24 protein-coding genes and 1 pseudogene are annotated in these 21,806 nt (G+C 73.4%); 12 read left to right on the top strand and 13 right to left on the bottom strand.

Going from position 1 to position 21,806, the window contains the following annotated elements:
* Window positions 1-188: 188 nt before the first annotated feature.
* On the top strand, window positions 189-611 hold the full coding sequence (locus ACSNOC_RS20980; RefSeq protein WP_436749067.1) for a transglycosylase SLT domain-containing protein: 423 nt from the start codon (window positions 189-191) through the stop codon (window positions 609-611).
* A gap of 36 nt (window positions 612-647) precedes the next feature.
* Here the strand turns inward: ACSNOC_RS20980 and ACSNOC_RS20975 are convergent.
* Window positions 648-2,888: pseudogene (locus ACSNOC_RS20975) on the bottom strand (FHA domain-containing protein); the annotation flags it as partial.
* 229 nt (window positions 2,889-3,117) lie between these two features.
* Here ACSNOC_RS20975 and serB point away from each other — a divergent pair.
* Entirely contained in the window at window positions 3,118-4,338 is a 1,221-nt protein-coding gene (gene serB / locus ACSNOC_RS20970) for a phosphoserine phosphatase SerB (protein WP_436749065.1), read from the top strand.
* Window positions 4,339-4,375: 37 nt separating this feature from the next.
* Here the strand turns inward: serB and ACSNOC_RS20965 are convergent, their stop codons facing one another.
* From ACSNOC_RS20965 to ACSNOC_RS20950, 4 genes are all read right to left on the bottom strand, one after another.
* Window positions 4,376-4,894, bottom strand: a complete 519-nt coding sequence (locus ACSNOC_RS20965; RefSeq protein WP_436749064.1) for a SixA phosphatase family protein — start codon at window positions 4,892-4,894, stop codon at window positions 4,376-4,378.
* Window positions 4,895-4,955: 61 nt separating this feature from the next.
* On the bottom strand, window positions 4,956-5,141 hold the full coding sequence (locus ACSNOC_RS20960) for a hypothetical protein (RefSeq protein ID WP_436749063.1): 186 nt from the start codon (window positions 5,139-5,141) through the stop codon (window positions 4,956-4,958).
* Window positions 5,142-5,303: 162 nt separating this feature from the next.
* Window positions 5,304-5,420 (bottom strand): SGM_5486 family transporter-associated protein, encoded by a 117-nt coding sequence (locus ACSNOC_RS20955; RefSeq protein WP_436749062.1) that lies wholly within the window; start codon window positions 5,418-5,420, stop codon window positions 5,304-5,306.
* Between the two features lie 16 nt (window positions 5,421-5,436).
* Window positions 5,437-6,603, bottom strand: coding sequence for a CynX/NimT family MFS transporter (locus ACSNOC_RS20950; protein ID WP_436749061.1), 1,167 nt, complete (start codon window positions 6,601-6,603; stop codon window positions 5,437-5,439).
* A gap of 162 nt (window positions 6,604-6,765) precedes the next feature.
* On the opposite strand from ACSNOC_RS20950, the gene ACSNOC_RS20945 reads away from it, so the two are divergent.
* On the top strand, window positions 6,766-7,455 hold the full coding sequence (locus ACSNOC_RS20945) for a FadR/GntR family transcriptional regulator (protein WP_436749060.1): 690 nt from the start codon (window positions 6,766-6,768) through the stop codon (window positions 7,453-7,455).
* A gap of 40 nt (window positions 7,456-7,495) precedes the next feature.
* Here ACSNOC_RS20945 and fabI read toward each other — a convergent pair whose 3' ends face one another.
* Both fabI and fabG read right to left on the bottom strand, forming a co-directional pair.
* A complete protein-coding gene (gene fabI, locus ACSNOC_RS20940; RefSeq protein WP_436749059.1) occupies window positions 7,496-8,275 on the bottom strand; it encodes an enoyl-ACP reductase FabI in 780 nt (259 codons plus the stop codon).
* Between the two features lie 2 nt (window positions 8,276-8,277).
* Window positions 8,278-8,997, bottom strand: coding sequence for a 3-oxoacyl-[acyl-carrier-protein] reductase (gene fabG / locus ACSNOC_RS20935; RefSeq protein ID WP_436749058.1), 720 nt, complete (start codon window positions 8,995-8,997; stop codon window positions 8,278-8,280).
* A 257-nt stretch (window positions 8,998-9,254) separates the two neighbouring features.
* On the opposite strand from fabG, the gene ACSNOC_RS20930 reads away from it, so the two are divergent.
* The 5 genes from ACSNOC_RS20930 to ACSNOC_RS20910 all read left to right on the top strand — a co-directional run bounded on the left by ACSNOC_RS20930 (window position 9,255) and on the right by ACSNOC_RS20910 (window position 14,830).
* Window positions 9,255-10,778 carry a TldD/PmbA family protein gene (locus tag ACSNOC_RS20930; RefSeq protein WP_436749057.1) on the top strand — a complete coding sequence of 508 codons (1,524 nt, stop codon included), beginning with the start codon at window positions 9,255-9,257 and terminating at the stop codon, window positions 10,776-10,778.
* The gene (locus ACSNOC_RS20925) at window positions 10,775-12,169 is read left to right on the top strand and encodes a metallopeptidase TldD-related protein (RefSeq protein ID WP_436749056.1); all 1,395 of its coding nucleotides are present in this window, start codon (window positions 10,775-10,777) and stop codon (window positions 12,167-12,169) included. The genes ACSNOC_RS20930 and ACSNOC_RS20925 overlap by 4 nt, the downstream gene beginning before the upstream one ends.
* A gap of 424 nt (window positions 12,170-12,593) precedes the next feature.
* Window positions 12,594-13,991 (top strand): tyrosine--tRNA ligase, encoded by a 1,398-nt coding sequence (tyrS, locus tag ACSNOC_RS20920; RefSeq protein ID WP_436749055.1) that lies wholly within the window; start codon window positions 12,594-12,596, stop codon window positions 13,989-13,991.
* Between the two features lie 32 nt (window positions 13,992-14,023).
* Window positions 14,024-14,359, top strand: coding sequence for a DUF3099 domain-containing protein (locus ACSNOC_RS20915; RefSeq protein WP_436749054.1), 336 nt, complete (start codon window positions 14,024-14,026; stop codon window positions 14,357-14,359).
* 216 nt (window positions 14,360-14,575) lie between these two features.
* Entirely contained in the window at window positions 14,576-14,830 is a 255-nt protein-coding gene (locus ACSNOC_RS20910; protein WP_436749053.1) for a hypothetical protein, read from the top strand.
* Here ACSNOC_RS20910 and moaA read toward each other — a convergent pair.
* Window positions 14,813-15,805, bottom strand: coding sequence for a GTP 3',8-cyclase MoaA (gene moaA, locus ACSNOC_RS20905; protein WP_436749052.1), 993 nt, complete (start codon window positions 15,803-15,805; stop codon window positions 14,813-14,815). The two genes, ACSNOC_RS20910 and moaA, sit on opposite strands and share 18 nt — an antisense overlap.
* Before the next feature lie 147 nt (window positions 15,806-15,952).
* On the opposite strand from moaA, the gene ACSNOC_RS20900 reads away from it, so the two are divergent.
* From ACSNOC_RS20900 to ACSNOC_RS20890, 3 genes are all read left to right on the top strand, one after another.
* Window positions 15,953-16,966 carry a DEDDh family exonuclease gene (locus tag ACSNOC_RS20900; protein WP_436749051.1) on the top strand — a complete coding sequence of 338 codons (1,014 nt, stop codon included), beginning with the start codon at window positions 15,953-15,955 and terminating at the stop codon, window positions 16,964-16,966.
* 25 nt (window positions 16,967-16,991) lie between these two features.
* Complete coding sequence (locus ACSNOC_RS20895) at window positions 16,992-17,816, top strand: SURF1 family cytochrome oxidase biogenesis protein (RefSeq protein WP_436749050.1); 825 nt, start codon at window positions 16,992-16,994, stop codon at window positions 17,814-17,816.
* 99 nt (window positions 17,817-17,915) lie between these two features.
* Complete coding sequence (locus ACSNOC_RS20890) at window positions 17,916-18,401, top strand: Hsp20/alpha crystallin family protein (protein WP_436749049.1); 486 nt, start codon at window positions 17,916-17,918, stop codon at window positions 18,399-18,401.
* A 36-nt stretch (window positions 18,402-18,437) separates the two neighbouring features.
* On the opposite strand, the gene amaP is transcribed toward ACSNOC_RS20890, so the two are convergent.
* Genes amaP through ACSNOC_RS20865 form a run of 5 tightly spaced genes read right to left on the bottom strand, consistent with a single transcriptional unit; the run spans window position 18,438 to window position 20,886 of the window.
* Window positions 18,438-19,034, bottom strand: coding sequence for an alkaline shock response membrane anchor protein AmaP (amaP, locus tag ACSNOC_RS20885; protein WP_436749048.1), 597 nt, complete (start codon window positions 19,032-19,034; stop codon window positions 18,438-18,440).
* A 57-nt stretch (window positions 19,035-19,091) separates the two neighbouring features.
* Window positions 19,092-19,790 (bottom strand): DUF6286 domain-containing protein, encoded by a 699-nt coding sequence (locus tag ACSNOC_RS20880; protein ID WP_436749047.1) that lies wholly within the window; start codon window positions 19,788-19,790, stop codon window positions 19,092-19,094.
* Window positions 19,787-20,227, bottom strand: a complete 441-nt coding sequence (locus ACSNOC_RS20875; RefSeq protein ID WP_436749046.1) for a hypothetical protein — start codon at window positions 20,225-20,227, stop codon at window positions 19,787-19,789. The genes ACSNOC_RS20880 and ACSNOC_RS20875 overlap by 4 nt, the downstream gene beginning before the upstream one ends.
* Window positions 20,224-20,418 (bottom strand): hypothetical protein, encoded by a 195-nt coding sequence (locus ACSNOC_RS20870; protein ID WP_436749045.1) that lies wholly within the window; start codon window positions 20,416-20,418, stop codon window positions 20,224-20,226. The genes ACSNOC_RS20875 and ACSNOC_RS20870 overlap by 4 nt, the downstream gene beginning before the upstream one ends.
* A gap of 30 nt (window positions 20,419-20,448) precedes the next feature.
* Window positions 20,449-20,886, bottom strand: coding sequence for an Asp23/Gls24 family envelope stress response protein (locus ACSNOC_RS20865; protein WP_436749066.1), 438 nt, complete (start codon window positions 20,884-20,886; stop codon window positions 20,449-20,451).
* A 243-nt stretch (window positions 20,887-21,129) separates the two neighbouring features.
* Here ACSNOC_RS20865 and ACSNOC_RS20860 point away from each other — a divergent pair.
* Window positions 21,130-21,806 (top strand): nucleopolyhedrovirus P10 family protein (locus ACSNOC_RS20860; RefSeq protein WP_436749044.1); only part of this gene is annotated, 677 nt, incomplete at its 3' end.

Genomic DNA, 21,806 nt, shown 5'->3' with positions numbered 1-21,806 from the left:
GGGGTGCGCCGGGGGCCGCGCGGGGCCGGTCCCGGCAGGGTCCCGGGACGGTCCCGGGTGGGCGCGGGGTCTCCTAGGCCGGGTCGTAAAAGGGGTCTTTGCCCCGCTTTTCCGGGGTCGCTAAGAATGGGCGTCGTCCCCGATCGAGGCCGTTTCCCGATACGGCCGGAAGCAGAGGTCAGCACTCCATGTCCCTTCGTACCGCGCTGCGCCCGACCCCGTCCCGCGCCCGCCGGATCATGACCGCCGGCATCGTCACCGCGTCCGCCGCGGTGCTCGGTGTCACCGGGGTCTCCGGCACCGCGAGCGCCGCGAGCGCCGCGGAGAACGCACAGGACATCGCCCGCGAGATGATCGACAACGACACGCAGTTCCAGTGCTTCAAGAACATCGTCGACCACGAGAGCGACTGGGACCACACGGCGGTCAACCCGTCCAGCGGCGCCTACGGCCTGGTGCAGGCCCTGCCCGCGTCGAAGATGGCGACGGCCGGCTCCGACTGGAAGACGAACCCGGCGACCCAGATCGAGTGGGGTCTGGACTACATGAACGAGCGCTACGGCAGCCCGTGTGAGGCGTGGGCGTTCTGGCAGGCCAACCACTGGTACTGATGCCTCCCGGCACGCCTCCGGCGACGGCCTGAGCACGGCGCCGGCCAGGGCCCAGCGGGACGGCATCAGCCAGGCGATCTGCTCGACGCCGAGGCTGCCGTGGACCTGGAACAGGGCGCCGGTGAAGACGAGCTGGACCACCGAGATCATGACCAGCAGCGGCATGGTCATCTCGGAGGTGCGGACCAGGGCCGAGATCACCAGGCCCAGCATCATCGAGGTGCAGCCGAGCACCGTCAGCACGATGATCAGCTCCGCCATGGGCGAGAAGATCACCCCGTCCAGGGGGATGTCCCGGGGGACCAGGCCGATGAGGCCCAGGATGAGCCCCTGGATGACGGTGACGATGCCGAGCACGAAGACCTTGGACATCAGATACGCGGAGCGTGACAGGCCGACGGCACGTTCTCGCTCGTAGATCGTCCGTTCCTTGATCAGCTCGCGGACGGCGTTGGCGGAGCCGGTGAAGCACATGCCGACGACGAGGATCAGCAGGATGATGCTGGCGTCGCCGTTGCGGTAGCCGTTCTCGGGCGCGCCGGGGCCCAGGCCGTGGTCGGCCGGGACGAACGTGCTGACCAGCCCGAGGACGATGGGCAGCGCCAGGGTGAGGCCGAGGAAGCCCTTGTCGGCCATGATGACCGCCGCGTAGCGGCGCATCAGCGTCCACACCTGGGAGCCCCAGGTCTGGGCCTTCTGCTGGATGACGCCCATGGGGTGGAACTGCGGCGGGGCCACCTGCGGGTGCACGGCGTCCACGTCCGCGGCGTACATCTGGTAGTGCTGGGAGCCGCGCCAGCGGCCCATCCAGTCGAAGTCGCGGTAGTTCTCGAAGGCGGAGAAGACGTCGGCCCAGTTGTCGTAGCCGAAGAAGCCCAGCGCCTCGTCCGGCGGGCCGAAGTAGGACACGCCGCCGCCGGGCGCCATGACCAGCACCCGGTCGCACAGCCCCAGCTCGGCCACGGAGTGGGTGACGACGAGCACGGTGCGGCCGTCGTCGGCCAGGCCGCGCAGGAGCTGCATCACGTCGCGGTCCATGCCCGGGTCGAGGCCCGAGGTGGGCTCGTCCAGGAAGATCAGCGACGGCTTGGTCAGCAGCTCCAGCGCCACCGACACGCGCTTGCGCTGGCCGCCGGAGAGGGAGTGGATGCGCTTGGTCGCGTGCGGGCTGAGCTTCAGCTCGGCGAGCACCTCCTCCACGCGGGCGTTGCGCTCGGCCTCGCCGACGTCGCCGGGGAAGCGGAGCTTGGCCGCCAGCCGCAGCGCCTGCCGGACGGGCAGCGCGGTGTGCAGGATGTCGTCCTGCGGCACCAGGCCGATGCGGTGACGCAGCTCGGCGAAGTGCGTGTAGAGGTTCCGGTGGTCGTACAGGACCTCGCCGTAGGTGGCCGGGCGGTAGCCGGTGAGGGCCCGCAGCAGCGTCGACTTGCCGGAGCCGGAGGGGCCGATGACGCCGATGAGCGACTTCTCCGGGACGCCGAAGGAGACGTCGTTCAGGATGGTCGTCTGGCCGTTGTTGACCTTGACCGTGAGGTGGCGGGCCGAGAAGGAGACCTCACCGGTGTCGATGAACTCCTGGAGCTGGTTGCCGACGAGCCGGAACGTGGAGTGGCCGACGCCGACGGTGTCGGTCGGCCCGAGGTAGCGCCGGCCGCCCTTCTCCAGCTGCTGGCCGTTGACGTAGGTGCCGTTGTGGCTGCCGAGGTCGTGGATCTCGAAGCGGCCGTCGGGGTGCGCGAGGAACTCGGCGTGGAAGCGCGAGACCTGCAGGTCGGAGACGACCAGCTCGTTCTCCAGCGCGCGGCCGATCCGGGTCACCTGGCCGACGGCGAGCATGTGGAGGCTGGTGGCGCCGCGGTCGATGGCGCCGGTGGCTCCCCAGCCCTGCTCCGGCTGCTGCTGCGGGAACCCGGGCTGCTGCTGCGGCATCCCCGGGGGCGGTCCGGCCATGGCCGCGGCCGGTGCCTGGTGCTGGGCTATGGAGGGGACCCCGGAGAAGGTGAGCCGGGGACCGTCCGTGGCGTTGCCGAGATGGACGACCGCGCCCGGTCCGAGCGCGGCCTGCTGGACGCGCTGCCCTTGCATGTACGTTCCGTTCGTGCTGCCGTGGTCCTCCAGGACCCAGCCCTGGCCGCCCCAGCGCACCGTGGCGTGGCGCCAGGAGACGCGGGCGTCCTGCAGCACGAAGTCACCCTGTGGATCCCTGCCCAGGTGGTACGCCCTGGTGGGATCCAATGTCCAGGTTTGTCCGTTCAATTCGAGTACGAGTTCCGGCACTCCATGCCCCACAAAGATTGTCCCCCGAGAGACCCCCGCGGGGAGGTCTGGGATGGTTGCATCGTGGGGGAACTATTCCAGGCCCGGGGCCTTGACGGTAACCCGCCCCCCGAAAGTGACGAAGCTGGTGCACGGTGTCAGCGGCTCCGTGACGTTCATCTCGTTGCCGTGTCCAGGGGCCGGACATGACACGGTCCGGCGGTCCGTACCGGCTACCGTGAAAAGCACCATGATCTCTACGCACTCGGCCGAAGAGGACATCCCCACTCTGCTGGTGAAGATCTTCGGCAAGGACCGGCCCGGCCTCACCGCCGGGCTCTTCGAGACCCTGGCCGCCTTCGCGGTGGACGTCATCGACATCGAGCAGGTCGTCACCCGCGGCAGAATCACGCTGTGCGCCCTGGTGACCGCGCCCCCCGCCCGCTCCGGGCCCTGCTCCGAGGGCGAGCTGCGGGCCACCGTGCACGCCTGGGCGGAGTCCGCGCGGCTCCAGGCCGAGATCATCTCCGGCACCGGTGACAACCCCGCGCGCGGCACCGGCCGTTCCCACGTCACCGTGCTGGGCCACCCACTGACGGCCGACACGACGGCGGCCATCGCGGCGCGGATAACGGCGGCGGGCGGCAACATCGACCGGATCTACCGGCTGGCGAAGTACCCGGTGACGGCCGTGGAGTTCGACGTCTCGGGCGTGCCCACCGAGCGGCTGCGCGGCGAGCTGGCCGCCGAGGCGGCGGCGCGGGCGGTTGACGTGGCGGTGGTGGCCTCGGGGCTCCAGCGGCGGGCGCCGCGGCTGGTCGTGATGGACGTGGACTCCACGCTCATCCAGGACGAGGTGATCGAGCTGTTCGCCGCGCACGCCGGCTGCGAGGCCGAGGTCGCGGCGGTCACGGCCGCGGCGATGCGGGGCGAGCTGGACTTCGAGCAGTCGCTGCACGCGCGGGTGGCGCTGCTGGCGGGGCTGGACGAGTCGGTGGTGGACAAGGTCCGCTCCGAGGTGCGGCTGACGCCGGGGGCGCGGACCCTGATCCGGACACTGAAACGTCTCGGCTGTCAGGTCGGCATCGTCTCCGGCGGCTTCACGCAGGTGACGGACGCGCTGCGGGACCGTCTGGGCCTGGACTTCGCCGCGGCCAACACGCTGGAGATCGCCGGCGGCAAGCTCACCGGCCGGGTCACCGGGGAGATCGTGGACCGGGCGGGCAAGGCGCGGCTGCTGCGGCGGTTCGCCGCCGAGGCCGGGGTGCCGCTGTCGCGGACGGTGGCGATCGGTGACGGGGCCAACGACCTGGACATGCTGAACGCGGCCGGGTTCGGCGTCGCGTTCAACGCCAAGCCCGTGGTGCGGGAGGCGGCGCACACCGCGGTGACCGTTCCGTTCCTGGACACGGTGCTGTATCTGCTGGGGATCACCCGGGAGGAAGTCGAGGCCGCGGACGCGCAGGGCTGAGCCCCGCGCGCCGGACGTCGGCGCGCGTGCGGCGGCGTCACTCGTACGGCGTCCAGAAGGCGACGAGGGTCGCGACGCCGTGCTCCACGGACTTCCACGTCCCGGTCAGGGACAGCACGGCGATGGCCGAGGTGGGGTATCCGAGGCGGTTCATCCGGGCCAGGGCGTCCCCCTCGGCCCGGCCCGCGAGGGCGTCGGCCAGGCCGTGGACGGCGGGGTTGTGCCCGACGAGCATCAGGTCCCTGACCTCGTCGTCGACGCCGTTGATCACGGCGATCAGCTCGCCGACGGAAGCCTCGTAGAGCCGCTCGTCGTAGACCGTCTTCGGCCGTCTGGGCAGCTCGGGGGCGCACAGCTTCCAGGTCTCGCGAGCGCGGGTGGCGGTGGAGCAGAGGGTCAGCTCGGGGGTGATGCCGGCTCCGGCCAGCCAGCGTCCGGCCACGGGGGCGTCCTTCCGGCCGCGCTCGGCGAGCGGCCGGTCGTGGTCGGACACCTGCGGCCAGTCGGCCTTGGCGTGTCGGAGGAGAACGATCCTGCGGGGAACTTCGACGCTCATGTGCCCCAGCTTCGCACGAAAGGTGCCGTGGGGCGCGGGGGGTTGGGAATCCCGCCGCAGGTCACGGCAGCCAGCTCCGCCAGACGTGGTCGACCAGTTCGGTGACGGGCCGCGGGCCGTCCGCGGCCCGCGCCTCGGTGGCGCAGAACTGGAGGCTGAGCAGGGCGGCGAAGGCGATCGCCGGGAGGGTGAGGACCCACCAGCGGAGGCGGATCTCCGGACCGGATCGGGGGGCGTGGGCGGCCATGCGGTGGTCTCCATCCGTCGCTTCGGACCGTTGCCCGAGAACTTACGGAGACGCGGCCGCGCGGCCCATCCGGTGACCCACCCAGTCGGCCCTGAACCTGGCCCCCTAGGGGATGGTGGGGTTACCACCACCCCGGGCCCGCCCGGGAGGCCGCGGGGCGGGTCAGGGGGCGGCGACGGTGGCGACGATCCCGATGACGACGGTGATGGCGAGCATCGCGCCGAGGACGAGGAGCAGCTTGCGCTGGCCGCCGGTCGGGTTGGGGTCGAGGACTGGCATGAGGGGATTCTCCCACTCACGCGTCGTCCTCCACGCACCGGTCCCGCCCGGCGTGCACCCCGGCCGCGATCTGCGCGACCATCAGCGCGGCCATCAGGGCGAGCGGCGCGCGCCAGCCGCCGGTGGCCTCGTTGAGCGTGCCGACGAGCAGCGGGCCCGGGACGCACAGCAGGTAGCCGGTGCTCTGGGCGAAGGCGGACAGCCGCACGACGCCGGGGGCGGTCCTGGCCCGCAGGCCGATGAGGGTGAGGGCGACGGGGAAGGCACAGTTGGAGACGCCGAGCAGTACCGCCCACGCCCAGGCGCCGGCGCCGGGGGCGAGCCAGAGGCCCGCGTAGCCGGCCAGGCCGCAGACGCCGAGGAAGGCCACCAGCGGGCCCTGGTGGCGCAGCCGGGTCGCCAGGCGCGGCAGGACGAAGCCGAGGGGCGCGCCGACGCCCATGATCACGGCGAGCAGCAGTCCCGCGGTGCCGGCGGAGACGCCCGCGTCGCGGAACATCTGCGGGACCCAGCCGAGGGTGACGTAGGCGGCGGTGGCCTGGAGGCCGAAGAAGAGGGCGAGCGCCCGGGCGGTGTGGGAGCGGACGAGGGCGCGGGGCGCCGCCGCGTCGGGGCCCGGCCGGGCCGGCGCGGGGCCACCGGGCAGGTCGCGGGCGCGGTCGCGGCGGAGCACGGCGAGCCAGGGCAGCACGGCGACGGCCGCGGCGGCGGCCCAGACGCCGAGGCCGACGCGCCAGTTGTCCCCCGCGGCGTCGGTGACCGGGATGGTGAGGGCGGCGGCGCCGGCGGTGCCCAGCGCGAAGGCCGTGGCGTACAGGCCGGTGACCGGGCCGGCCCGGTCGTCGGAGAAGTACCGCTTGACGAGGACCGGCATCAGCACGTTGCCGACGGCGATGCCGGCCAGCGCCAGCGCGGTGGTCGCCACGAAGAGGGGGGTGGAGCCGGACAGCGAGCGCAGCGCGAGGCCGGTGGCGACGGCGGTCAGTCCGGCCACCACGACGGCGACCGGGCCGAAGCGCGCGGCCAGGCGGGGCGCGGCGATGCCGAAGAGGCCGAAGCACAGCGCGGGCACGGAGGTCAGCAGTCCGGCCACGGTCCCGCTCATGCCGAGGTCGGCGCGGATCTCGGCGAGCACCGGGCCGAGGCCGGAGATGGCGGGGCGGAGGTTGAACGCCGCCAGCACCAGCCCGGCGGCGACGAGCCACGGCGCCGCGCCGTGCCGGGGGGGCGGTCGTGGGGGAAGTCTGCTGGAGAGTACGGTCGTCCTTCGTCAGCTCCATAGACATCATCATAGAATCATGGGATGAATCTCCCGGCAGGGGGATCCGGATGTCCCGGGAGAGTTATGTCACTGACCGCGCCCCGCCGTTCCGCCCTGGCCGACCAGGTGATCGGGCAGCTGCGCCACGAGATCACCTCCGGCACGTGGCCCATCGGCTCGCGCATCCCCACCGAGCCGGAGCTGGTCGAGCAGCTCGGGGTCGCCAGGAACACCGTGCGGGAGGCCATCCGCGCCCTGGCCCACAACGGGCTGCTGGACATCCGGCAGGGCTCGGGGACCTATGTGATCGCCACCAGCGAGCTGGCCGGGGTGATGCACCGCCGCTTCGCGGACGCGGCGCCGCGGGACGTCGCCGAGGTGCGCAGCACCCTGGAGGCGGCGGCGGGACGGCTGGCCGCGCTGCGCCGCACGCCGGGCGAGCTGCGGCAGCTGGAGGCGCTGCTCGCGCGGCGGGACGCGGCATGGGCGGCCGGGGACGTGGAGCGCTTCGTGGCGGCGGACACCACGTTCCACATGGCGGTCGTCAAGGCGTCGCACAACGAGGTGCTGACCGCCCTCTACGCGGACCTGGGCACGGTGGTGCGCGAGGCCCTGCGCCAGGACGTGGGCGACGAGCTGCGGCCGGACGGCCACGTGGACCACGGCCGGCTGGTGGCGGCGATCCGGGCCGGGGACGCGGACGCCGCGGCGGCGGAGGCGGGCTCGTACGCCCTGACCTGCCGGGCCGCCGCCGCCCCGCGTGCCACCGCCTGATCGACGGCCGGGCACGCGGGGCGGGCAGCGGCTCCCGCGGTCAGGCGCCCATCGCGTGGACGCCGCCGTCCACGTGGACGATCTCGCCCGTCGTCTTCGGGAACCAGTCGGACAGCAGCGCCACCACGCCGCGCGCCGACGGCTCCGGGTCCGTCACGTCCCAGCCGATCGGCGCGCGGGTGTTCCACACGTCCGCCAGCTCCTCGAAGCCCGGGATCGACTTGGCGGCCATCGACTTGATCGGCCCGGCCGAGACCAGGTTGACGCGGATGTTCTTCCCGCCGAGGTCCCGCGCGAGGTAGCGGCAGGTGGCCTCCAGGGCGGCCTTGGCCACGCCCATCCAGTCGTACTTGGGCCAGGCGACCTGCGCGTCGAAGTCCATGCCGACGACCGAGCCGCCACGCCGTTCGAGGAGCGGCAGCAGGGACATGGTCAGCGACTTCAGCGAGTACGCCGAGACCTCGACCGCCGTGGCGACCGACTCCCAGCCGGTGTTCAGGAAGTTGCCCCCCAGGGCGTCCTGGGGCGCGAACCCGATGGAGTGCACCACGCCGTCCAGGCCGATGCCCTCGCCGAAGTGCTCGGTGACGCGGGCGGCGAGGGTGTCCAGGTGCTCCTGGTTCTGCACGTCGAGCTCGATGACCGGCACCGGCTTCGGCAGGCGCTTGGCGATCCGCTCCACCAGGGTCATCCGGCCGAAGCCGGTCAGCAGCACCTCGGCGCCCTCCTCCTGCGCCAGCCTGGCGGTGTGGAAGGCGATCGAGGATTCGGTCAGCACCCCGGTGACGAGGATGCGCTTTCCGGCCAGCAGTCCGCTCATAGTCAGTGCCCCATGCCCAATCCGCCGTCAACCGGGATGACGGCTCCAGTGATGTACGCGGCCTCGTCGGAGGTCAGGAAGCGCACCACGGCGGCGACTTCCTCGGCCTGGGCGTAACGCCCCAGGGGGACCTGGGAGACGATCTCCGCGCGCCGCTCCTCGCCGAGGGCCCGGGTCATCTCGGTGTCGACGAAGCCCGGGGCGACGACGTTACAGGTGATGCCCCGGGAGCCCAGCTCCCGCGCGATGGACCGCGCGAAACCGACCAGGCCCGCCTTGGCCGCGGCGTAGTTGGCCTGGCCCGCCGAGCCCAGCAGGCCGACGACGGACGAGATCAGCACGATGCGGCCCGAGCGGGCGCGCAGCATGCCGCGCGAGGCCGCCTTCACGACGCGGAAGGTGCCGGTCAGGTTGGTGTCGAGGACGGCGGTGAAGTCCTCCTCCGTCATGCGCAGCAGCAGTTGGTCGCGGGTGATGCCGGCGTTGGCCACCAGCACCTCGACCCGGCCGTGTGCGGCCTCGATCTCCTTGTACGCCTGCTCGACCTGCTCGGGGTCGGTGATGTCGCACTTCACCGGCAGGCAGCCCAGCTCGGTGAGCTCCTCGGGAGGTTCGCCGGTGCGGTAGGTGATGGCGACCTTGTCGCCGGCGTCGGCGAGGGCGCGGGCAATGGCCATACCGATCCCGCGGTTGCCTCCGGTCACGAGTACCGAGCGGCTCAAGGGACCACCTTCTCTCTGCGTTGTACGTCGATCTCGCTGCGTCGTTCGCTTCGCACAAACGCTATCCGCCCCGCCAGGGCGATGAGAAGCGGGTACGTCACAGGGGGCCCGGCAAGGCCCTGTGGGATGTCCACAGGCCGGGTGTCGCGCGGCGGCGGGCCGCCTGTGCAGAGGCGAACGCGAACGGCATGATCGTATGCGGGGGCCGCACGCCCACCGCCCCCGCCACCTTCAGCTGGCTACGGACAGGAGACACCGTGCCCAGAACCATCGATGAATCGTTCCTCTCGCTCCCCCTGCGCCCGCTGGCCGACGCCGCCCTGGCCCGGGCGCGGGCGCTGGGGGCGGACCACGCGGATTTCCGTCTCGAACGGGTGCGCAGCGCCAGCCGGGTGCTGCGCGACGCGCGGCCGTCCGGTGCCGAGGACACCACCGTCACCGGCTACGCGGTGCGCGTGGTGCACGGCGGCAGTTGGGGATTCGCCGCCGGTGTCGACATGACGATGGACGGCGCGGCGCGCGTCGCCGCGCAGGCGGTCGCGATGGCCCGGCTCTCCGCGAAGATCATCGCGGCGGCCGGTTCCGGCGAGCGGGTGGAGCTGGCCCCCGAGCCCGCCTACGGCGAGCAGACCTGGATCTCCTCCTACGAGATCAACCCCTTCGACGTCCCCGACGCCGACAAGACCGCGCTGCTCACCGAGTGGAGCGAACGGCTGCTGGCCGCCCGGGGCGTCAGCCACGTCGACGCGCGGCTGTGGGCCGTGCAGGAGAACAAGTTCTACGCCGACACGGCGGGCACCGTGACCACGCAGCAGCGGGTGCGCGTCCAGCCCGAACTCACCGCGACGGCCGTGGACTCCGGCAGCGGCCGGTTCGACTCGCTGCGCACCCTGGCGCCGCCGGCCGGGCGCGGCTGGGAGTACCTGACGGGCACCGGCTGGGACTGGGACGCCGAACTGGCCGGGATGCCGGAGCTGCTGGCCGCCAAGATGGCCGCGCCCTCGGTCGAGGCGGGCCGTTACGACCTGGTGGTCGACCCGTCGAACCTCTTCCTCACCATCCACGAGTCGATCGGCCACGCCACGGAGCTGGACCGGGCGCTGGGGTACGAAGCGGCGTTCGCCGGGACGTCGTTCGCCACGTTCGACCGGCTCGGGACGCTGCGCTACGGATCACCGATCATGAACGTGACCGGGGACCGGACGGTGGAGCACGGCCTGGCCACCATCGGCTGGGACGACGAGGGGGTGCGCACCCAGTCCTGGGACCTGGTGCGGGACGGCGTCCTCGTCGGCTATCAGACGGACCGCCGCACCGCGCGGTTGTCGGGCTTCGAGCGGTCCAACGGCTGCGCGTTCGCGGATTCGCCGGCGCACGTGCCGCTGCAGCGCATGGCGAACGTCTCGCTGCGGCCGGCGCCGGGCGGGCCGGACACCGAGGAGCTGATCGCGGGCGTGGACCGGGGCATCTACGTGGTGGGACACGGCTCGTGGTCGATCGACATGCAGCGGCACAACTTCCAGTTCACCGGGCAGCGCTTCTTCCGGATCGAGAAGGGACGGCTGGCCGGGCAGCTCAGGGACGTCGCCTACCAGGCCACGACGACGGACTTCTGGGGCTCGATGGAGGCGGTCGGCGGCCCGCAGACGTACGTGCTGGGCGGGTCGTTCATGTGCGGGAAGGCGCAGCCGGGCCAGATCGCGGCCGTGTCGCACGGCTGCCCGAGCGCGCTGTTCCGTGGTGTCACCATCCTCAACACCACACGGGAGTCGGGCCGATGAGCGCGGGAAGCATCGCACCTCACGAGATCGTCGAACGGGCCCTGGCACTGTCGCGGGCGGACGCGACGGTGGTGATCGTGGAGGAGGAGTCCACGGCGAACCTGCGGTGGGCGGCCAACGCCCTGACGACGAACGGCGTGACGCGCGGGCGCCGGGTCACCGTCATCGCGGTGGACGGCGCGTCGTCCGGCGTGGTGTCCCGGACGGCGGTGACGGCGGCGGAGCTGGGGCCGCTGGTGCGGGCCGCCGAGGAGGCGGCGCGGCAGTCGCCGCCGGCGGAGGACGCCCGGCCGCTGGTCGGGGGCGTCCCGGAGTCGCCGGACTTCGCCGCGCCCGCCGGGGAGACCTCGCCGGAGGTCTTCGCGGACTTCGCCCCGGCGCTGGGCGAGACGTTCGCGCGGGCGCGGGCGGAGGGCCGCGAGTTGTTCGGTTTCGCCAGTCACGCGGTGGTCTCGACGTATCTGGGCACGTCGAGCGGCCTGCGGCTGCGGCACGACCAGCCGACGGGCAGCGTGGAGCTGAACGCCAAGTCGCCCGACCGGGCCCGTTCGTCGTACGTCACGCTGCCGACGGACGACTTCCGGGACGTGGACCCGGCCGCGCTGGACGCGGACCTGGCGACGCGGCTGGCGTGGGCGGAGCGCCGGATCGACCTCCCGGCGGGCCGGTACGAGACGCTGCTGCCGCCGACGTCGGTGGCGGACCTGCTGATCTACCAGCACTGGACGGCCGACGCCCGCAACGCGCACGAGGGCCGCACGGTCTTCAGCAAGCCGGGCGGCGGCACGCGCGTGGGCGAACGCCTGGCGGCGCTGCCGCTGACGCTCTTCAGCGACCCGGCGGCGCCGGGGCTCCGGACGGTGCCGTTCACGGTGGCGCGGTCCTCGGCGGCCTTCTTCTTCCCGGTCGGCTCGGTGTTCGACAACGGCCAGCCGGTGACGCGGACGGACTGGATCGAGGAGGGCGTGCTGCGGCGGCTGCCGACGACGCGCCACACGGCCGAACTGACCGGCCTGCCCCTGGCACCGTCGGCCGACAACCTGATCCTGGCGGGCGGCGGGCCGCGCTCACTGGCGGAGATGGTGGCGGCGACGGAGCGCGGACTGCTGATCACCTCGCTCTGGTACATCCGGGAGGTCGACCCGATGACGCTGCTGCTGACGGGGCTGACGCGGGACGGGGTGTACCTGGTGGAGCACGGGGAGGTGACGGGCGTGGTGAACAACTTCCGCTTCAACGAGTCCCCGGTCGACCTGCTGGGCCGCGCCACGGAGGCGGGCCGGACGGAACGCTGCCGCTCGCGGGAGTGGGGCGACTACTTCTCCCGGACGGCGATGCCCGCCCTGCGGGTGCCGGAGTTCAACATGAGCTCGGTGAGCCCGGGCGTGTGAGAGACGCCCGCGCTGTGCGCTTCCGCCACGGGCATGACGCGGCCGGCCGGCGGAGGCGCACGGCACGGGCGTCAGGTCCGGGTCCGGGGGCGGCGGGTCACAGCCTCCGGCGGGAAGGGGCCTCTCTTGTTTCGGTGCTGAGACCGGCGCACGGTGCGGTGGGGAGCACGGCTCCTCACCGCGATGGGCGGGACGCGTGAGGAAGCCCTCGCCGCACTCCGCCACCACGTCTCCCGGGACAGATCGTCCTCGGTGAGCCGCGTGCGGAGGCGGGACGCGGAGACCGGGCCGGGTACGGCCCGGTCAGCCGAGCGGCGAACCGGCACCGGGCCGTACCGCCGCACGCTCGCCCGGCGGGCCGGAAAGGGCGGGCCGTAGGATGGCCGGGACCCGTAACCTCGCATCAACTTTTCAGGACGACGACGTGACACGCCTCGGCGAATCCGTGCGGCGCGCTTCCGCGCTGCTGGCTCAGGATCTCTCCTCCGACACCCTCGTGCGGCAGCTTCTGGAGGAGACCGGCGCCCGGCGGTATCTCGACCTCACGGACCTCTCCCCCGCCGAGCAGGCCGCGCTGATCGCCTCGCGGGCCGTCGACGTCCTGCCGTCCGCCGAGAAGCTGGCGCGGCGCATCGAGGACAAGGGTGCGCTGCACGTCAAGCTCGGCATCGACCCCACGGCCGTGGACGTGCACCTGGGGCACGCGGTGCCGATCATCGTGCTCAGCCGCTTCCAGCGCATGGGCCACGACGTGACGCTGATCATCGGGGACATCACCGCCAAGATCGGTGACCCGTCGGGCCGCTCCACGGAACGGCCGCCACTGACGGACGAGGACATCGCGCGGAACCTGGCCGGGTACCGGTCGCAGGTGAGGCCGTTCTTCGACTTCGAGCGCGTCCGCGTCCGGCACAACAGCGAGTGGCTGGCCGGGATCACGCTGCCGAAGCTGATCGGCATCCTCTCCCAGGTCTCCGCCTCGGCCCTGCTCCAGCGCGACGACTTCCGCACCCGGCTGGAGGCCGGGCACGGGCTGTCCATGTCGGAGCTGATCTACCCCGTCGCCATGGCCATCGACTCCGCCGAGATCGACGCGGACGTGGAGCTGGGCGGTGTCGACCAGCTCCTCAACATCCAGATGGGCCGGCGCGTGATGGAGATCTACGGCCTGGAGCCGCAGATGATCGTCACCATGCCGCTCATCGAGGGCACCGACGGCTCCGGCGCGAAGATGTCGAAGTCCAAGGGGAACTACATCGCCCTCTCCGCCCCGGCCGACGACGTGTTCGGCAAGGTCATGTCCGTCCCGGACCGCCTGATCGAGCCGTACCTGCGGGCCTGGACCGAGTGGACGGACGCCGAGCTGGCGGCCGTGCGCGCGCGGCTGGCGGACGGCTCGCTGCACCCCATGGACCTGAAGAAGGTCCTGGCGGGCGAGGTCGTCGCCGTCCTGTACGGGGTGGAGGCGGCGATGGCGGCGCGGGCCGGTTTCACCGCGCAGTTCTCGCGGAAGAGCTTCACCGACGTCACCACGCTGCCCGAGGTCGATCTGGCCGAGCACGGCGCCGAGGGCATCGCGACGGTGCTCACCAAGGTCCTGGAGTTCACCCCCAGCGCCTCGGCCGCCCGGCGGCTGGCCAAGCAGAACGGGCTGCGCCTGGTCCTGCAGACCGGCGGGGACCAGACCTCGGCCGTGCTGCCGGAGGCCGACGCGCTGCGCCCGCTGGGCGATGTCGTCGCCGAGCACCTCGCCGCCGCGGCCGGGGCGCCGGACGGGATCTACCTCAAGGCCGGGCGGAAGCTGGCCCTGGTCCGGGGCTAGCCTGGAGGCGGAGAGGGATGGTGGCGATGGCGATGAGCCTGCGACGCAAGGCGGGGGCCGCGCCGGGGACGGTGTACCGGATCACCGAGGCCCGGCAGAGCCTGGACGAGGACGTGCGCGGGCGGCAGCGCCGCTACGTCGTCTCGATGCTGATCCGGACCGTGGCGGTGCTCCTCACCGTCCTGCTGTGGAACGTGAGCACGCCGCTCGCCGCCGTGACGCTGGTCCTGGGCGCGGTGCTGCCGTACGTCGCCGTGGTCATCGCCAACGCGGGCCGGGAGAACGCGCCCTCGCTGCCGTCCGCCTTCCTCACCGGACCGGCCCGGCATTCCTTGCCGCCGGGCGGCTCCACCGACGAAGAACGATGATCACAAACGGAGTTCGGTCTTCCGATCGCTTGGCTTGCGTCAAGGTCGGGAAAACGTCAGTTCAATTCGGACCATCGGGTGCATCGGTGGGTGCATTGCATGTCATACTTCAAGAGCGCTCCGTATCCCCCGTCGGAGCGACGGACCGACGCCGGGCGGCTCCCCCCGTGGCTGCCCGGCGTCGCCCTATGTCCGTGATGATGTTGGGTGAGTTCCGTGTCTGATGTGACGAACGCGTCCCCGACCGCATCCCCGCGCGATCCGCTGATCTGCTCCGCCAAGGGCTGCCGCGAGACGGCCGTCTGGGTTCTGGCCTGGAACAACCCGAAGCTGCACACGCCCGAGCGCCGCAAGACGTGGCTGGCGTGCGAGGAGCACCGCGAGCACCTGTCGTCGTTCCTGGGGGTGCGGGGGTTCCTGAAGGACGTCGTGCCGCTGGAGCGGTGGGAGGAGTCAGCCGCCGATCGCTGACATGGGGCGGCCGGGCTGCTCGAACGACGCCGGGTCGTCCAGGCCCGAGCCCGCCTTCTTGCCCCACATCGCGACCTGCCACAGCCGCGCGATCTCCGCGTCGTCGGCGCCGGACCGCAGGGCGCCGCGCAGGTCGGACTCCTCGCGGGCGAACAGACAGGTGCGCACCTGCCCGTCGGCGGTCAGCCGGGTGCGGTCGCAGGCGCGGCAGAACGGGCGGGTGACGGAGGCGATGACGCCGACGCGGTGCGGGCCGCCGTCGACCAGCCAGCGTTCGGCCGGGGCGGAGCCGCGCTCGGCGTCCTCCTCGGGGGTGAGGGCGAAGCGGGTGCGCAGCGAGGCGAGGATGTCCCCGGCGGTGATCATCTCCGCGCGCTGCCAGCCGTGCTGGGCGTCCAGCGGCATCTGCTCGATGAACCGCAGCTCGTAGCCGTGCTCGATGGCCCAGGCGAGCAGGTCGGGGGCCTCGGTGTCGTTGAGGCCGGGCATCAGCACCGCGTTGACCTTGACCGGGGTGAGCCCGGCGGCCTTGGCGGCGGCGAGGCCGCGCAGCACGTCGGCGTGGCGCTTGCGGCGCGTGATGCGCTGGAAGACGGCGGGGTCGGTGGTGTCGAGGGAGACGTTGACCCGGTCGAGGCCGGCCGCGCGGAGGGCGGCGGCCGTGCGTTCCAGCCCGATGCCGTTGGTGGTCAGGGAGAGCCTGGGGCGGGGCCGCAGCGCCGCGCAGCGCTCGACGATGCCGACCAGCCCGGGGCGCAGCAGGGGCTCCCCGCCGGTGAACCGGACCTCGGTGACGCCCAGGCGCGTCACGGCTATGCCCACCAGCCGGACGATCTCGTCGTCGGTGAGCAGGTCGGGCTTGGCCAGCCAGGCCAGCCCCTCCTCCGGCATGCAGTACGTGCAGCGGAGATTGCACCGGTCGGTCAGCGAGACCCGGAGGTCGGTGGCGGTCCGCCCATAGGTGTCGAGGAGCATGTACGGCAGCGTACGGCACGCCCGGCGTCCAGCGGGAGTTGATCAGCGGGACACGGGGTGGTAAGGGGCCGGGAAAGGATCCGACGGTGTCTCAACTCCGTGCCGTCGTACGGCCGGTGTCGGTGGCGGGCCGTATCCTCAGGGACCATGCTCGAAGACCACCAGGCGGCCCTGGCCCATGTCCCGGCCCAGCAGTCCGATCACCGGTCCTGGCCCGCGGAGTATCCGGGCGGTTACGCGGTGGTGGACGTCGAGACGACGGGGCTGGCGCGGGAGGACCGGATCGTGTCCGCCGGGGTGTACCGGCTGACGGCGACCGGGGACGTCGAGGACCACTGGTACACGACGGTGAACCCGCAGCGTGATCCCGGGCCGGTGTGGATCCACGGGCTGACCGCCGCGATGCTGGCGGACGCGCCGCTCTTCGCGGAGATCGCCGGGGAGTTCGGGGAGCGGCTGGCGGGCCGGGTGCTCGTCGCGCACAACGCGGTGTTCGACTGGTCCATGATCGCCAGGGAGTTCGCGCGGGCCTCCCGGACCGCGCCCGTGGAGCAGCGGCTGTGCACGATCGCGCTGTCCAAGGCGCTGGGGCTGCCGCTGGAGAACTTCAAGCTGGAGACGCTGGCCGCCCACTTCGGGATCGCGCAGCGCCGGGCCCACCACGCGCTGGACGACGCGCGGGTGCTGGCGGAGGCGTTCCGGCCGAGCCTGCACCGGGCGGCGGCGCGGGGGCTGCGGCTGCCGCTGCTGGCGTGCCGCCCGATCACGGAGTGGACGGACTCCCCGGTGGGCGGTCCGGGCGCGGGCACGGGGCCGGGGCGGGCGGCGTGGCGCGGCGGGTGGCGGCCCGCGAAGCGGCGCCCGCCGTGCCCGCACCCGAACCCCGGGCGGTACGAGCCGGGCGGGAGGCTGCGGCAGGGCATGCGCGTCGCCTTTTCGGGTGACACGTCGGTGGACCGGGAGCTGCTGGAGGACCAGGCCGTGGCGGCGGGGCTGCACGTGGCGACGAGCGTGTCCCGGCTGACGAGCCTGCTGGTGAGCAACGACCCGGACGCCGCGACGACGAAAGTGGCGCGGGCGCGGGCGTACGGGACGCCGATCCTGGACGAGGCGGCGTTCGCGCAGCTCCTGCGCGACGTGGCCCCGGCGGCCGGGGACTGAGACCGCTCGGGTACCGTCGGGAGCTGTGTACCGGTTTCTGCTGTCCCGGCAGTGGGTGCTCCTCACCCTCGTCTCCCTGGCCATGATCCCGTGCCTGATCTGGCTGGGGTTCTGGCAGCTCGGTCGCCACGAGCAGCGGGTCGAGCGGAACGAGCTGATCGCCCGCAGCCTGGCCGCCGACCCGGTGCCGATGAGCGAGCTGACGTCGGCGGGCGGCGCGCCCGACCCGGACGACCGGTACCGGCCGGTCACGGCGACCGGGGTCTACGACACGGACGCCGAGGTGGTGGTCCGGCAGCGGTCGGGCCCGGACGGCGCCGTGGGGTACTACGTGCTGACGCCGCTGGTGCAGGCAGACGGCACGGGCGTGGTGGTGAACCGGGGCTTCGTGCCCGCCGGGAACGACTACACGCGGGTGCCGGACGTGGCGGCCCCGCCCGCGGGCGAGGTGACGGTCACCGGGCGGCTGATGGCCGACGAGAGCACCGGCACCACGGGGATCAGGGACCGCGAGGGCCTGCCGGACGGCATGGTCATGATGATCGACAGCCAGGAGCGGGCCGGGGTGACGGGTCTGCCGATGCTCGGCGGATACCTGGAGCTGACGGAGACGTCCCCGGCTCCGGCCGACCCGGAGGAGCAGCCGGAGCTGCTGCCGGAGCCGGATCACACGGGCATCGGGTCGCACTTCGCGTACGCGCTCCAGTGGTGGCTGTTCGCGGGCGGCGTCCCGGTGGGCTGGTTCCTGCTGCTGCGCCGCGAGGTGCAGGACATCAGGTCGGGCCGGGGCGGGAAGGCCGCCGCCGCCCCGGCGCGCGCCGGGGAGTCGGTGGGGGCGGCGTCGGCGTAGCGGCGCGGGCGGGGTTCCGGCCGCCCGGGTCGCCGGAGGGGCACCGGCATGCGCACTATCGGAATGAGACGTTTGTCCGTTCCGTGGAGGTGAAGCGCGATGACGCTGCCCGTACGACGCCGGCCCGGCAGGCTGCCGGAGAGGCCGTTGCCGTCCCTCGGCTGGGGCGAGCCCCTCGCCACCGAGTTCGACGCCCTCTTCGACCGCATGAACCGGCTGCTGGAAACCGTCCCCATGGCGCCCGCCACGGCCGGAATGATGGCGTGGGCGCCGCCGGCGGACCTGCACGAGACCGACGACGCCTACGTGATAGAGGCGGAGGTGCCCGGCATCCAACGCGAGGACATCGACGTCGAGATCAGCGACCGGGAGCTGCGCATCACCGGGGAACGGCGGGAGCGCGAGCCGGAGGGCGTGCTGCGCCGTGGCACCCGGCACACCGGGCACTTCGAGTACCGGGCCCTGCTGCCCGGCGAGGTGAAGACCGGGGAGGTGCGGGCGAACCTCGCCGACGGGGTGCTGACCGTGACCGTCCCCAAGGCACAGGCGGCCAAGCCGCACCACATCGACATCACCGAGTCCTGACGGCGGGACGGCAGGGCGCGTGGGCGGCGGTGCCGCTCAGCTCACGCGTTCCGGGGAGTGCTTCGCCGGGCGGAGGCGGGCCTCGGTGGGGAGGGCGGCCAGACCGGCGGAGACACGGGCGTGGTGGACGGCTTCCGTGCGCAGGCGGTGGACCACCTGGTCGGGGCTGGCCTGGGGGGCCAGCAGCAGGCCGATCCTGACCCGGGGCTGGTTGCGGCGGCCGATCAGGGTGACGCGGGCGCGGTCGATGCCCGGCAGGGCCTCGGCCTCGGCGGCCAGCACGTCCTCCATGGCCCGGCCGCGCAGCAGGGCGCCGACGCCGTCGCCGCTGTCGACCAGGATCTCGGTGAGGCGGCGCCTGCGGAGCTGGGCCAGCAGCCACCAGAGGCAGAGCAGCACCAGCAGGGCCAGGCCGCCGATGACCACCGGCCACCACCAGCTCTCGTCGCGCCACTGGGTGCGGTCGGTGTGGGTCAGCAGCACGTCCTCGGGGGCGCGCCAGGACCAGCCGGACGGCATGCCGACGCCCCAGCGGTCGGGCAGGTCCAGGGCCGCGACGACGGCCGCCAGGCCCGTGCCGAAGAGGACGAGGCCGGTCAGGCCGATCAGGACCCGGTTCACGATCCGCAGCATGGCTCTCCTTGGGTCACCGTCACCGTCCGCCCGTCATCGTCGGCCACCGTCCGCCCGTCACCGCTTCGGCGGGCGGCGGACGTGCACGCTCAGCGCCGGCTGCCGGGCCAGGCCCAGCTCCCGGATGCCCTGCTCCAGCACGGCGTCGAGGTCGGAGCGGACGGCGTCCAGCTCCCGGAAGTGCGCCTCGGTCAGCACCTGGATCCGGCGCCGGCCGACCCGGACGCGGACCGACTGGACGCCGGAGACCTCCATGGCCCGGTCGCGCAGCACCACCGCGGCGGCGGACCGTTCGATCCCGGCGCGCATCTCGTCGCTGTCCTGCCGCATCGGCAGCAGGCCGCGCAGCCCGGGGGTGGTGGCGAGCGCCATGAGCCAGATCCCGATCAGCATGGCCGCGGCGGCGCAGGAGACGACCCAGGGGTCGTCCAACCGGCGGGTGGCCAGCTCGTCGGCGAGCGTGCGGCGCCACGCGGCGGCCGTGCCGTCGGCCCGGACGGTGGCGATGTCGTAGAGCAGGACGCCGGACGCGCCGAGCAGGACGGTGGCGACCAGGGCGGCGGGCACCCGGCGCACGGACCAGAAGCGGCCGGCGGGTCCGTCGCTCGCGCCGCCCGGCTCGAACCGCGCGGCGGAGGCGGACTGGGCCAGGCCGCCCTCCTCCGTCTCCCCGCCCGCGGTGCCGGTGGTGGCGGTCGTCTTCTCCAGCGTGGGCGCGCCCGTGCCCTCCCCGGGATCGTGCGCGGGCTCGGTCACTGGACCCTCCCGGAGACGGCGTCGCCGCGGAAGTGGACGGAGTGCAGCCGTTCCACGGCGACGAGCACGTCGGACGTCTCCATTCCGGCCAACTCCCGGATCGTGGCAGCGATATGGCGGCGCACCGAGCGGCACTGGGCGCCGATGTCGGAAGGGTAGCCGAGCTCGACGGCGACCCGGACGGTCGCGAGGCCGCCCGTTCCGTCGGCGCCGGGCGGGCGGCTGATCGTGGCGGTGGCGCGCGGGCCGCCGCCCCGGTGCGGCGCGGAGGCATCCCGGGCCGCACCGGCCGCGCCGGGCGGCCCGGACGCTCCCGGGCCCCCGGCGCGCAGCGCCTCGCGCGCCGCCTGGGCCGCGAGCTTGGCCACGACCCGCTCGGCGATCCGCGTCACGCCGCGCTCCGCGGCGGGCACCACCGGCTCGGTCACGTCGGTCACCGCCGCCGGTCGTCGTCGCGGTCCCGGACGCGGAAGAAGTCGCCCGGCTCCAGGTCGCCGTCGACGAAGCGGCCGACGAAGAACCCGATGGTGCCGAGCGACGCCACCAGCAGGAAGGCCGGGAAGCCGCCGAAATACCCGGCGAATCCCAGCGCCATGCCGGCGATCATGCCGACCACAGCCATGCTCATGATGTGCTACTCCGCTCCGCTGCCGACCGCCTACTGCAACGGGGGCCGCTCGTCGTCGTCGTCCTCTTCGCCCTCGGGCAGGTTCACATCGCCCACGTTGATGTTGACCTCGACGACTTCGAGACCGGTCATCCGCTCGACGGCCGAAATCACGTTCTCCCGTACCGTACGGGATACATCGGCGATGGATACGCCGTACTCCACAACGATTTCGAGATCGAGAGCGGTCTGCACCTCGCCGACCTCGGCCTTGACGCCGCGCGTCGCGGACTTGCTCGCGCCGGGCACCCGGTCGCGGACCGCGCCGAACGTGCGGGCCAGTCCGCTGCCCATGGCGTGGACGCCGACCACGTCGCGCGCCGCCATGCCGGCGATCTTGGCCACGACTCCGTCCGCGATGGTGGTCCGGCCCCGGGTGGCCGGATCGCCGCTGCCCCGGCGCGCCACCTGCTTGCCGGCCGCGTCGATGGTGGTGGTGCCGGTCCCCTCCGTGCTGGTGTCGGTCACTTCGCCTTCGCCCCTTTCCTGGCGGCGGTTCCGGCCCGCCGCCCCACGGCCACCCTAAGCGTGCGCACGGGCCCGCCACGCGGCCACGCGCCCCGAACGGGTGGCGCGCGAACGATCCGCGACCGGGTAGCCCATGCATACGAGATGCTGTGTACCCCACTCCGGGCGGTTGAGTGCGACCGGGGTTGACGAAGGTGAGCGCACATGGGTTCGGACCCGCTGCTGCGGGAGGTGCGGCGGCAGTTGAGCCTGGGGAGGCTGCTGCCGCTCGGGGCTCCGGAGGACGGCGCGTGGGTGGCGGAGAGCGCGGCGGCGGCGCTGCTGCTGCGCGCCGCCGGGTCGGTCGCGGGGGCGCGGGCGGACGCGCTGCGGATCGGGCCGGCCGGTGGCGGCGTCACGGCCGGGGCGGCCGGGGCGGCCGGCGTGCCGCCGCCACCGAGCGGGCTGCCACCGGGGCCGCTGCGGATCGGGGCGAGCGTGGCGGTGAGCGCGGAACGGCCCCTGCGGGAGTCCGCCGACGCGGTGCGGGCGGCCCTGGCGACGGCCGCCGCGGAACGGCTCGGGCTGGACGTCGCGGCCGTCGACGTGGAGGTGACGGGGCTGCTGCCGGACGCGGCGCCCCCGGCCGGCGCCGCTCCCCCGGCGTCCGTGCCCGGCACCGCCCCCGGGTCCGGACCGGGCGCGGCGGTGGCGGCGGCGGTGCTGGCCGTTCCCGGTGTGCTGGCCCTGTCCGGCGCCCTCGGCGGCCCGGCGCGGGCGGTGGAGATCACCGACGGTGGCGGCGTCGTCCGCGTCCAGTTGGCGGTGGGCACGGACCGGCGCGCCCTGGACGTGGCCCGCGACGCCGCGCGGGCGGCCGTGGAGGTGGCGGGGCCGGGGGC

Source organism: Streptomyces sp. URMC 129 (genome assembly GCF_051386415.1).
Taxonomy (GTDB): domain Bacteria; phylum Actinomycetota; class Actinomycetes; order Streptomycetales; family Streptomycetaceae; genus Streptomyces.
The sequence above is the reverse complement of the archived record's forward strand: the minus strand, read 5'-3'. Positions and strand labels throughout refer to the sequence as shown.